This window comes from Roseomonas sp. CECT 9278, from assembly GCF_918698155.1.
Lineage (GTDB): Bacteria > Pseudomonadota > Alphaproteobacteria > Acetobacterales > Acetobacteraceae > Neoroseomonas.
The window spans coordinates 1-11,489 of the sequence record NZ_CAKKLX010000083.1; the positions used below are offsets into that span (position 1 = coordinate 1).

Annotated in this window: 9 protein-coding genes; 7 read left to right on the forward strand and 2 right to left on the reverse strand. The window is 70.5% G+C overall.

The genetic code is table 11. The features are described 5' to 3' along the window. Nucleotides 1-186 precede the first annotated feature (186 nt). From ispG to LQ222_RS25380, 6 genes are all read left to right on the forward strand, one after another. Complete coding sequence (gene ispG, locus LQ222_RS25355) at nucleotides 187-1,326, forward strand: flavodoxin-dependent (E)-4-hydroxy-3-methylbut-2-enyl-diphosphate synthase (protein WP_230169663.1); 1,140 nt, start codon at nucleotides 187-189, stop codon at nucleotides 1,324-1,326. Between the two features lie 269 nt (nucleotides 1,327-1,595). Continuing rightward, nucleotides 1,596-2,057, forward strand: a complete 462-nt coding sequence (locus tag LQ222_RS25360) for a hypothetical protein (RefSeq protein ID WP_230169664.1) — start codon at nucleotides 1,596-1,598, stop codon at nucleotides 2,055-2,057. 22 nt (nucleotides 2,058-2,079) lie between these two features. Then, on the forward strand, nucleotides 2,080-3,405 hold the full coding sequence (gene hisS, locus LQ222_RS25365) for a histidine--tRNA ligase (RefSeq protein WP_230169665.1): 1,326 nt from the start codon (nucleotides 2,080-2,082) through the stop codon (nucleotides 3,403-3,405). Continuing rightward, entirely contained in the window at nucleotides 3,402-4,457 is a 1,056-nt protein-coding gene (gene prfA / locus LQ222_RS25370; protein WP_230169666.1) for a peptide chain release factor 1, read from the forward strand. The genes hisS and prfA overlap by 4 nt, the downstream gene beginning before the upstream one ends. Next, nucleotides 4,454-5,350, forward strand: a complete 897-nt coding sequence (gene prmC / locus LQ222_RS25375; RefSeq protein ID WP_230169667.1) for a peptide chain release factor N(5)-glutamine methyltransferase — start codon at nucleotides 4,454-4,456, stop codon at nucleotides 5,348-5,350. The genes prfA and prmC overlap by 4 nt, the downstream gene beginning before the upstream one ends. A gap of 344 nt (nucleotides 5,351-5,694) precedes the next feature. Further along, entirely contained in the window at nucleotides 5,695-6,162 is a 468-nt protein-coding gene (locus LQ222_RS25380) for a DUF4167 domain-containing protein (protein WP_230169668.1), read from the forward strand. A 26-nt stretch (nucleotides 6,163-6,188) separates the two neighbouring features. Here the strand turns inward: LQ222_RS25380 and LQ222_RS25385 are convergent, their stop codons facing one another. Further along, nucleotides 6,189-6,953 carry an MOSC domain-containing protein gene (locus tag LQ222_RS25385; RefSeq protein WP_230169669.1) on the reverse strand — a complete coding sequence of 255 codons (765 nt, stop codon included), beginning with the start codon at nucleotides 6,951-6,953 and terminating at the stop codon, nucleotides 6,189-6,191. 112 nt (nucleotides 6,954-7,065) lie between these two features. On the opposite strand from LQ222_RS25385, the gene clpB reads away from it, so the two are divergent. Continuing rightward, on the forward strand, nucleotides 7,066-9,651 hold the full coding sequence (gene clpB / locus LQ222_RS25390) for an ATP-dependent chaperone ClpB (RefSeq protein WP_230169670.1): 2,586 nt from the start codon (nucleotides 7,066-7,068) through the stop codon (nucleotides 9,649-9,651). A 45-nt stretch (nucleotides 9,652-9,696) separates the two neighbouring features. On the opposite strand, the gene LQ222_RS25395 is transcribed toward clpB, so the two are convergent. Next, complete coding sequence (locus LQ222_RS25395; RefSeq protein ID WP_230169671.1) at nucleotides 9,697-11,136, reverse strand: M23 family metallopeptidase; 1,440 nt, start codon at nucleotides 11,134-11,136, stop codon at nucleotides 9,697-9,699. Between the last annotated feature and the right edge of the window lie 353 nt (nucleotides 11,137-11,489).

Below are 11,489 nucleotides of genomic sequence, written 5' to 3' on the forward strand. Positions count from 1 at the left end.
GGGCTCGGACATGTGTATCAGAGCCCGCAGCGGCACCGCCCGCCGCCGCCCCGCCCGCCGCGCGCCCCGCCACGCCGGCGCCCGCGCGCCCCTGAGTCGGCCGCCCGCCGACCGACAAGCCTTCCGGCCGGCCGCGTCACCCGCCATATTGCCTCCGCAGCCGCGTGCAGGACCGGAACCAGACGCATGTCCTATCGCCCGTACCAGGAAATCCTGCGCCGCAAGTCGCGGCAGATCGGCGTGGGAAAGGTGCGCGTGGGCGGCGATGCGCCGATCACCGTCCAGACCATGACCAATACGCCGACCGAGGACGCGCAGGCGACGATCGACCAGATCCGGCGCTGCGAGATGGCCGGCGCCGACATCGTCCGCGTCTCCTGCCCGACCGAGGAAGCGACCGCGGCGCTGGCCGAGATCGTGCGCGAGGTGAATGTCCCGATCGTCGCCGACATCCACTTCCATTATCGCCGCGCCATCGAGGCCGCCGAGGCCGGCGCGGCCTGCCTGCGCATCAATCCCGGCAATATCGGCAGCAAGGAGCGCGTGAAGGAGGTCGTGAAGGCCGCGCGCGACCATGGCTGTTCGATCCGGATCGGCGTGAACGCCGGCAGCCTGGAGAAGCACCTGCTCGAAAAGTTCGGGGAGCCGAACCCGGAGGCCCTGGTCGAGAGCGCGCTGTGGCATGCCGACCACCTGCTCCAGGAAGGCTTCGACGAGTTCAAGATCAGCGTGAAGGCGTCGGACGTGTTCCTTGCGGTCGCGGCCTATCAGCAGCTGGCGGAGGCCTGCGACCACCCGCTGCACATCGGCATCACCGAAGCCGGCAGCAAGCGTGCCGGCACGGTGAAGTCGGCGATCGGCCTCGGTTCGCTGCTGTGGGCCGGCATCGGGGATACGCTGCGCGTGTCGCTCTCCGCCGAGCCGGAGGAGGAGGTGACGGTCGGCTGGGAGATGCTGAAGTCCCTGCACCTGCGCCACCGCGGGGTGAAGATCATCTCCTGCCCGTCCTGCGCCAGGCAGGGCTTCGACGTAATCCGCACGGTCGAGAAGCTGGAGGAGCGCCTGGCGCATATCCAGCAGCCCATCACCCTGTCGATCATCGGCTGCGTGGTGAACGGCCCGGGCGAGGCGCTGATGACCGATATCGGCCTGACCGGCGGCGGGGCGGGGACGCACATGGTCTATGCCGCGGGCAAGACCGACCACACGATCCGCTCCGAGGAGATGGTCGACCACATCGTCGGGCTGGTGACGGCCAAGGCCGATGCGCTTGCGGCGGCGGCCCGCGCCGCGGCGGCCGAGGCGGCCCGCCAGGCGGCTGAATGATTCGGCCGGTCCTGCCGGACCGTCTGCGACTGTGCGTGCCGGCGCATCCCGACGCGCGGCCCGCGCCCCCACCCGGCGCCCCATTCCAGGATGCGCAGGGGCGTGGCCGGGCGGGGCTGCGGGCCGCGATCGGCTGCCTCGAACGGTCCGCCGCGGCAGGCGTATCGGCGCGCGGCGTTGGCGTGGCGGATGCGAACCGCATCGCGGCCACGCGGCGGTCCCGGGCGCTGCGGCGCGCCCGCCAGGGCATTGGCCTGGTTGCCGTATCGATGCTCCGCCGCTGGGGCTGCTGCCTGCTGGTCGGGCTGGCCTGCGCGGCCGCTCCCGCGGCGCATGCGCAGCCCGGCAGCCTTGAGATGCCCCCCGCCGAGGACGATGCACCGCCGACCGAGGTGCGGCCCGGCGGCGCTTCCTGCGGGACGATCAATGCGCGGGCGATGGAGGCGACGCTGGTGATCCGCCAGCACGCCAGCGCGTTGTCGGTCGGCATCGACGCCGAGTCGCGGCCGCAGGGCATCGTCCTGCTTGCCTATCTGGACCAATGGGCGGGGCGGCTGCGCGGCCTCGTCGATCTCGGCGACTTCACCGAATGCCTCGATGATGGGGAGGCCGAGACCTATCGCCGCGCGCTTGCCACCGCGACGCGCGTGGCCAACCAGGCGCGCGAGGAGCTGTTCCGCGCGCCGCGTGCGCCGCAGCCCCAGCAGCAACAGCGCAATCGCAGATTCTGACCGCTACTGACCGGACCACACCATGACAGCCTTGCAGCCCGTGCGCGGCACGCGCGACCTGATCGGCGAGGATTTCCGCCGTCACCATGCCGTCGGCGAGGCCGCGCGCCACGTCAGCGCGCTGTACGGCTTCGAGGAATGGGCGACGCCCGTCTTCGAGGACACGCGCGTCTTTGCCCGCGGGCTCGGCGATTCCTCCGACGTGGTGATGAAGGAGATGTACACCTTCGAGGATCGCGGCGGTGATTCCCTCACGCTGCGCCCGGAGATGACGGCGGGCGTCTGCCGCGCGCTGGTCTCGAACGGGCTGACGCAGTCGAACCTGCCGCGCAAGGTATTCTACGCTGGGCCGATGTTCCGCTACGAGCGCCCGCAGAAGGGGCGCTACCGGCAGTTCCACCAGATCGGGATCGAGGTGCTGGGCGCCGCCGAGCCGCTGGCCGATGCCGAGGTGATTGCCTGCGGCTGGGACATCCTGGTCGCCCTCGGCGTGTCGGAGGGCACGGTGCTCGAGATCAACACGCTGGGCGATGCCCAGAGCCGCGACGCCTACCGCGCCGCGCTGGTCGCGTATTTCGACGCGCATCGCGAGGCGCTGAGCCAGGACAGCCGCGTGCGGCTGGAGAAGAACCCGCTGCGCATCCTCGACAGCAAGGACGAAGGGGACCGCGCGATCGTGGCCGGCGCACCGCTGATCGGCGACCATCTCAGCCCGGCGGCCGCCGCATTCTACGCCGCGGTGAAGGGTTACCTGGCCGGCTTCGGGGTGCCCTTCCGCGAGAACCCGCGCATCGTCCGCGGCCTTGATTACTACAGCCATACCGCCTTCGAATTCGTGACCGACCGGCTGGGGGCGCAGGGCACGGTGATGGCGGGCGGGCGGTACAACGGCCTGGTCGAGGAGATGGGCGGGCCGGCGACGCCTTCGGTCGGCTGGGCGGCGGGGATGGAGCGGCTGGCGATGCTGCTGCCGGAGGCGCCGGAAGCGCCACGCGCGGTCGCGGTGATCCCGGCGGGCGATGCCGCCGAGGGGCCGGCGATCGAGGTCCTGCGCGAACTCCGTGCAGCCGGCGTGGCGGCCGAGATCGGCTATCGCGGCAACCTCAAGCGGCGGATGGAGCGGGCGAACAAGTCGGGCGCCTTCGCCGCGGTGATCATCGGCGATGCCGAGATCGCCGAAGGCAACGTGGTCGTGCGCGACCTGCTGGAGGGCACCCAGGACAAGGTCCCGCGCACGGAGATGCTGCGCGCCCTGGCCGAGACCGCCGGGGGGCTGGAGGCGATGCAGGCGGTGATCACCGAGATGGTGGCGGACCAGATGGCCGAGCAGGCCGGGCAGACGCCGTGACCCTCGCCCATCGCCTCGACCGCGTGCTGGCGCGCGCGGAGGAGGTCCGCCACATCCTCGCCACCGCGCCGGGGGCGGGGATTGGCGCGCTGTCGAAGGAACTCGCCGAGATCGAGCCGCTGGTCGCCAAGGTCGAGGAGCTGCGTGCCGCCACGCGCGCGCGCGACGAGGCCGAGGCGATGATGGCCGACCCCGAGATGCGCGACCTGGCCGAGGCCGAGTGGTTGGCGCAGAAGGACCGCGTGCCGGCGCTGGAGCGCGAGTTGCAGTTGCTGCTGCTGCCGCGCGACGCGGCGGATGAGCGCAGCGGCATCCTGGAGATCCGCCCCGCCGCCGGCGGCGACGAGGCCGGGCTGTTCGCGGCCGAGCTGTTCCGCGCCTACCAGCGCTATGCGGAATCGCGCGGCTGGCGTTTCGAACTTCTCGACTACGACGAGAGCGACCTCGGCGGCATCAAGGGTGCCACGGCGGAGATCGCCGGGCGCGGCGTGTTCGCGCGCCTCAAGTTCGAAAGCGGCGTGCATCGCGTCCAGCGCGTGCCGGCGACCGAGACGCAGGGGCGCATCCATACCTCGACCGTGACGGTCGCCGTGCTGCCGGAAGCCGAGGAGGTCGACGTGCAGATCAACGAGGGCGACCTGCGGATCGACACCTACCGCGCGTCCGGCGCCGGCGGGCAGCATGTGAACAAGACGGATTCGGCGGTGCGCATCACCCACCTGCCGACCGGCATCGTGGTCGCGATGCAGGAGGAGAAGTCGCAGCACAAGAACCGCGCGAAGGCGATGAAGGTGCTGCGCGCGCGGCTGTACGACGCGCAGCGCCAGGCGATCGACAGCGTGCGCGCGGCCGACCGCAAGTCGCAGGTCGGCACCGGCGACCGGTCCGAGCGCATTCGCACCTACAACTTCCCGCAGGGGCGCGTGACCGACCATCGCATCGGGCTGACGCTGCACAAGATCGACCGCGTCATGCTGGGCGAGTTCGACGAGATCTTCGACGCACTGATCGCCGAGGACCAGGCGGCGCGCCTGGCAGCCGAGGCGGCGTGAACGGCTGCGCCGATCCGGGCGGGTCGGTCGGCGCCTTCCTGTGCCAGGCGGGGCAGGTGCTGCGCGCGGCGGGGATCGACGCGCCGCGGTTCGAGGCGCGGATGCTGCTCTCGCAGGTGCTGGGCTGCCGTGAGGAAGACCTGCTGCGCGACCCGCGGGCGCCGGTGCCGCAAGCGGCCGGCGCGACCTTCGCGGCGCTGCTGCGCCGGCGCGCGGCGCATGAACCGATGGCGCATCTGGTCGGCCATGTCGGCTTCTGGACGCTGGACCTCGCGGTCTCTTCCGCCACGCTGATCCCGCGCGCGGACTCGGAGGCGGTCGTGGAGGCTGCCTTGGATGGCTTCGTCGATGGCGGGCGGGTGCTCGACCTCGGCACCGGGACCGGGGCGCTGCTGCTGGCGGTGCTCGCGGACCGGCCGGCGGCATGGGGGGTCGGGATCGACCGCGTGCCGGACGCGGCACGGCTGGCGGCCCGAAACGCGGCGGCGAACGGGCTGGCGGCGCGCACCGCCTTCCTGGTGGGGGATTGGGACGCCGCGGTCGACGGGCGGTTCGACCTGGTGCTGTCCAATCCACCGTATATCGCCACCGCCGAGATCCCGGCGCTCATGCCGGAGGTGGCGCGTCACGAACCGGCCCTGGCGCTGGATGGCGGGGCGGATGGGCTCGATGCCTATCGCTGCATCACGGGGAGGCTAGCGGCGCTGCTGGCGCCGGGCGGGCGGGCGGTGCTGGAACTCGGGGCCGGGCAGCGCGCGGCCGTCGAATCGCTGGCGATCGGGGCAGGGCTTGTTCCTGTTGCGGCAGGGCGCGACCTCGGCGGGATCGACCGGGCGTTGGTGCTGGGGGTCAAGGAACCCTGCGGCGGGCCTGATTCCCTTCGCGCGGTCTGAAAAATCCGTTTGGCGGCGGGGCTGCCCGCCGCTAGGGTGCAACCGCGGTAGGGCAGGGGTTTGCCCTCTCCCTATCCGGACAGCGCAGACAGCGGGCATGTTTTCCCGCCGGAATGCTCCGGGGCCGCAAGTGTCCTGCCCGCGGGTGACGCTGAAGCCGGCGAAATCGGCGGATGAGCAGGCCACTGACACCACCGACCGGCAGACTGGTGACGACGGCCGCAGGCCGCAGGGGCCAGGATGACGGTGTGCAACGAGACCGGTCGTTTGCCGCAAGGGGCCGAACCATCCCGGTTCGACCTGCTGGGCACGGCACGGACGCAGGACAGCGAAACGCAACACCGATGAACATGAAGCGCATGCGCGGCCGTGGCGGCCATCGTCATGGCGGCGGCGGCGGCGGGGGCGGCAGCCAGTTCCGCCACACCGGCGGCGGCAGCGGGGGCGGCGACCGCCAGCCGCTCAACCGGAACCACGTCTTCGACTCGAGCGGTCCGGACATGCGGCTGCGCGGCACGTCGCAGCAGCTGTTCGAGAAGTACCTGCAGCTGGGCCGCGACGCGACCAGCGGCGGCGACCGGGTGATGGCGGAATCCTACTTCCAGCACGCGGAACACTATTTCCGCATCCTCAACGCCATGAACCAGGCCGCGGCGCAGCACCAGCAAACGCAGCAGCGGCGCTACCAGCCCAACGAGCAGGGCGAGGGCGAAGGCGGCGAGGCCACCGAGATCCAGGGCGGGAACGGCCAGGACTACGGCGATGGCGAGGCCTCCGCCGAGCCGGCCGGCGAGGCGCGCGAGCCGGCCTGACGCCGGGGTGCCGCCGGCGCCCGGTTTCAGCCTTCCGGGTCGGTGACTTCCAGCGCGTCGCCGACCGCGATGCGGCCGGCTTCCAGCACCTCCGCATAGACGCCGAGGTCGGCGTGGCCGAAGTGTTGGCGCAGCCAGCGCGGCGGCTGCGCGTCGCGTTCCGCGGTGTCGGGGTTCACCTCGGTCGCGGGGCAGCGGACGATGCGCTTGACCACGCGCAGCCGCGCCTGGCCGAGCAGGATCTCGCGCCCGATCCAGTCGAATTCCGCCCAGGGGCTGCCGCCCGAGACATAGACATTGGCGCGGAAGCGCAGCGGGTCGAGCGCCATGCCCGCGGCCTGTTCCAGCGCCTGCAGGCTGGACAGTCCGATGATCGAGACGACCTTCTTCGCGACATCGGAGAAGGAATGGCCCGGTGCCTCGACGAAGCGCGGCGTGCCGCGGGCTTCCTCGCCCAGCGCTTCGGTGAGCGTGCGCGCGATGGCGGCGCGGCCTTCCGGCGTGCGGGTGCTGGCGATGACGGGCGGCGCGCCCGCCAGGCGCAGCAGCAGGTCGCCGGTGCGGGCGTCGAAGGCGGAATGCACCAGGGCCAGGCGGGCGTTGGCCATGAGGCAGCCGAAATTGCGCTTGGGCAGCCAGGTCGGCGCCGCGGGGTCGAAGGCGGAATCGCCTTGGGCCAGGGCGAAGCGGCGGTCCTCGGGAAGTGTGGCGCCGGGGGTGAGGGCCACTTCCTCCATCGCCTCGGCCGTCAGGCCCTTCACGGGATAGCGGTAGATGGTCTCGATGCGCATGGCGCCCCCTTGAAGCAGATCAATGACGCATACCACATGAGGGGCTCATAGGAGGCGTGGCTGCTGCCCAATTGGGGGTGGCCGACGCCTGTCCGCTCAGAGAGGGACGAATATGGACATCGAGAAGTTCACCGACAGGGCGCGTGGCTTCCTGCAGGCTGCGCAGACCATCGCGATCCGCGAGTACCATCAGCAGGTGACGGCGGCGCATTTGGCGAAGGCGTTGCTGGACGATGCCGAGGGGGCGGCGAGCGGCCTGGTGCGTGCCGCCGGCGGCGACCCCGCCCGCGCCAAGCAGGCGATCGAGGCGGCGCTGGCGAAAGTGCCGAAGGTATCCGGCGGCGGCGCCGGGCAGCCGCAATTCACGCCGGATATCGTCCGGGTGCTGGATGCCGCGCAACAGCAGGCGCAGCGCGGCGGCGACGAGTATGTCGCGCAGGACCGCCTGCTGGTGGCGCTGGCCGCCAGCGACGGCGAAGCCGGGCGCGCTTTCCGCGAGGCCGGCGCCGATCCGCAGCGGCTGGAGAAGGCCGTGGCGGACCTGCGGAAGGGCCGCACCGTCAATAGCCAGAATGCCGAGCAGAGCTTCGACGCGCTGAAGAAGTACGCGCGCGACATCACGGCGGCGGCGCGGGATGGCAAGCTCGATCCCGTGATCGGGCGTGACGAGGAGATCCGGCGGTCGATCCAGGTGCTCGCACGACGCACCAAGAACAACCCGGTACTGATCGGCGAACCCGGCGTGGGGAAGACGGCGATCGTCGAGGGCCTCGCGCTGCGCATCGTCAAGGGCGACGTGCCCGAGGCGCTGAAGACCAAGAAGGTCATGGCGCTCGACCTCGGCGCCATGGTCGCGGGGGCGAAGTATCGCGGCGAGTTCGAGGAGCGGCTCAAGGGCGTGCTGGCCGAGACGCAGCAGGCCGAGGGCGAGATCATCCTGTTCATAGACGAGATGCACACGCTGGTCGGCGCGGGCAAGGCGGATGGCGCGATGGATGCGTCGAACCTGCTGAAGCCGGCACTGGCGCGCGGCGAGCTGCACTGCATCGGTGCGACGACGCTCGATGAATACCGCAAGCATGTGGAGAAGGACGCCGCACTCGCACGGCGCTTCCAGCCGGTGTTCGTGGGCGAGCCGAGCGTGGAGGACACGATCAGCATCCTGCGCGGCATCAAGGAGAAGTACGAGCTGCACCATGGCGTGCGCATCACCGATGGTGCGCTGGTGGCCGCCGCCACGCTGTCCAACCGCTACATCACCGACCGCTTCCTGCCGGACAAGGCGATCGACCTGGTGGACGAGGCGTCGTCGCGCCTGCGCATGCAGGTGGACAGCAAGCCCGAGGAACTGGACGCCATCGACCGCGACCTGATGCGGCTCAAGATCGAGCGCGAGGCGCTGAAGAAGGAGACCGACGCGGCATCGCGCGACCGGCTGGGCAAGCTCGAGAAGGAGCTGGCGGATCTCGAGGAACGCTCGAACGAGATGACGCAGCGCTGGGAGGCCGAGCGCGGCAAGGTGGTCGAGAGCCAGAAGCTCAAGGAGCAGCTGGACAAGGCACGCACCGATGTCGAGCTGGCGCAGCGCAAGGGCGACCTGGCGAAGGCATCCGAGCTGCTCTACGCCGTCATCCCGGGGATTGAGAAGAAGCTGGCCGAGGCCGGCGACGGCGATGCGCGGCTGGTCAACGAGGCGGTCACCGAGGAAGGCATCGCGGCGATCGTGTCGCGCTGGACCGGCGTGCCGGTCGAGAAGATGCTCGAGGGCGAGCGCGTGAAGCTGCTGCGCATGGAGGACGCGCTGCGCCACCGCGTGGTGGGGCAGGAGGAGGCGCTGGAGGCGGTCTCCAAGGCCGTGCGGCGCGCGCGGGCGGGGCTGCAGGATCCGAACCGTCCGATCGGGTCGTTCCTGTTCCTCGGGCCGACCGGCGTGGGCAAGACCGAGCTCGTGAAGGCGCTGGCGCAGTTCCTGTTCGACGACGAGCGGGCGATGACGCGCATCGACATGAGCGAGTTCATGGAGAAGCACGCGGTCTCCCGCCTGATCGGCGCGCCGCCGGGCTATGTCGGCTACGAGGAAGGCGGCACGCTGACCGAGGCGGTGCGGCGCCGGCCCTACCAGGTGATCCTGTTCGACGAGGTCGAGAAGGCGCATGACGATGTCTTCAACGTGCTGCTGCAGGTGCTCGATGACGGGCGGCTGACGGACGGGCAGGGGCGCACGGTCGACTTCCGCAACTGCATCATCGTGCTGACGAGCAACCTCGGCAGCCAGGCGATCGCGGAACTGCCGGAGAATGCCGAGGTCGATACGGTGCGCCCGGCGGTGATGCGCGCCGTGCGCGAGCGCTTCCGGCCGGAATTCCTGAACCGGCTCGACGAGATTGTGCTGTTCCGCCGCCTCGCGCGCGGGGACATGGCGTCGATCGTGGACATCCAGCTGCAGCGGCTGCTGAAGCTGCTGGAAGACCGCAAGGTGCGGCTCGAACTGGATGCGAAGGCACGGGAGTGGCTGGCCGAGGCCGGCTACGATCCGGTGTATGGCGCACGGCCGCTCAAGCGCGTCATCCAGCGCAACCTGCAGGACCGGCTGGCGGGGCTTCTGCTGGAAGGCAGCATCAAGGATGGCGATGTCGTGCGAGTCACCGCATCGCCGGATGGGCTGGAGGTACGGCCCGGGCTTGCCGAAGCGGCTTAGGGCGTGAATCGGGCCGGCAGCGGCGCGCTGCCGGCCCGACGCGCGTCAATTGCCGGCGAGCGCGACCTCGTCGCCGGAGCCGAAGCCGGCGGCGATTCGCGCGATGCGGGCCTGGCGGGCACGGAAATCCGTGAGGTCCTGCCCTGCCAGCCGCACCGGCGGTTGCACATGGCGGCCCGGATCGACGGCACGGCCGCGAACGACGATTTCGTAATGCAGATGTGGGCCGGTCGACATGCCGGTTGACCCCACGGCACCGATCACCGTGCCTTGGCGAACACTTCGGCCGGCGGCGATGGCACGACCGAAGCTCGACATGTGCGCGTAGCGGGTCTCCACGCCGTTGGCGTGGCGGATGCGCACGATCAGGCCGTAGCCGCGTTCGCGCCTGGCCGAGACGATCGTGCCATCGGCCGCCGCGTAGATCGGCGTGCCCGTCGGCGCGGCGAAATCGATCCCCTGGTGCATCCGGTTGAAGCCCAGGATCGGGTGGGACCGCGGCCCGAAGCCGGACGAGATGCGTGCCCCATCCAGCGGTGTGCGCATGAAGGACCGGCGCAGGCTCCGCCCCTGCGAGTCGTACCATTCGAGGTCGCCGGCGCGGGTCTTGTGGCGCCAGATCTCGAGGGTGCGGCCCGACATGGTGAGCGTGGCCTTCAGGACCTGGCCGTGGCCGAGGATGTTGCCGTCATCGTCGCGGAAGCGGTCGAACAGGACGGCAAAACGGTCGCCTGGCTGGAGGTCGCGCTGGAAGTCCACGTCGTGGCCCAGGATGCGGATCAGCGAGAGGGCCATGCCGGCCGGCACACCGTTGCGCGTCATGGCCGGGAACAGGCCGCCATCCACGCTGCCTTCGGCGCGCACGAGAAAGCGGCTGCGCGGGGCGATGGTCTGCTCGTCGGCCCAGCTTCCGTCGGGGGTGCGGTGAACGCGGATGGTCCGGCCGGGTTCGGGTTCGATCTCGAGGTCGAGCAGGGAAGGGGTGTCGCCGGGTGCCAGGCGGATCGCGATCTCATGGCCCGGCCGCAGCAGGGCAGGGCGGAAGTGGCGTGCCAGGCCGGCGATCGCGGCCTGCGCGTCGGCGTCGTCCACGCCGGCGGCATCCAGCAGCCCGGCGAGCGTATCGCCGCGGCTGACCACAAGGATGCGTTCCTGCGGTGCGGCCTGTGGGTCGGCAATGGGGGTGGGCGCGATGGGGGACTCGGGCGATGCCGCAAGCGATCCACTGAGCGGCGGGTGCGCGTCAGGGGTGATGGTGACGAGGGCCGCGCGTGTCGTGGATGGCGCGATGTCGACAGTGACGGGTGCGTCGGGGGCGCCCCGGAAGGCCGGGATGAGGGCGATCAGGGCGAGTGGGGCGATGGCAAGGCGGAGCCGCATCGTCGGGAAGGCCTCCTGGTCTGCGGTTGTCCTGGAGTTGGGCCATGAGGGGGCCTGACATGACAAGACGTTAATCCGTGATCCTGGAGTCCTTAACGAGATCAAGTGGGCGAGCTATGCGTCTGGCGCAATGCACGAAACCGCATGAAACCCGTTTGACATATCCGGGCGATGTCCGTAGAAGCCCCCTCACGCCGCTGATGAGGCTGGCGCGGGTTGACGGGACGGGGTGGTTGCCCTAGACTGTTTCCCCCGCTGAGTTCAAGCGGACTTTCGCTAGACTGGCGATTGGATGGCCTCGTTGAGGGGTCGTTGGTTGTTGGTTTGGTGGGTGTTCTTTGACAATGAAATCGGTTTTGGAAGTGTTTGGTTCTTGGCTGTCCTGAGTGTGGGATGGCTGGGTGCTGGGCTGAGGGATTGCGATGTTGTCCTGTTGAGGGCTGGTGGTGCTGAGGTGC

What these genes read in the sequence shown, in the direction of transcription:
- ispG (WP_230169663.1), top strand. Translation starts at nt 187, where the DNA reads ATGTCCTATCGCCCGTACCAGGAAATCCTGCGCCGCAAGTCGCGGCAG.
- LQ222_RS25360 (WP_230169664.1), top strand. Translation starts at nt 1,596, where the DNA reads ATGCTCCGCCGCTGGGGCTGCTGCCTGCTGGTCGGGCTGGCCTGCGCG.
- hisS (WP_230169665.1), top strand. Translation starts at nt 2,080, where the DNA reads ATGACAGCCTTGCAGCCCGTGCGCGGCACGCGCGACCTGATCGGCGAG.
- LQ222_RS25380 (WP_230169668.1), top strand. Translation starts at nt 5,695, where the DNA reads ATGAACATGAAGCGCATGCGCGGCCGTGGCGGCCATCGTCATGGCGGC.
- LQ222_RS25385 (WP_230169669.1), bottom strand. Translation starts at nt 6,953, where the DNA reads ATGCGCATCGAGACCATCTACCGCTATCCCGTGAAGGGCCTGACGGCC.
- clpB (WP_230169670.1), top strand. Translation starts at nt 7,066, where the DNA reads ATGGACATCGAGAAGTTCACCGACAGGGCGCGTGGCTTCCTGCAGGCT.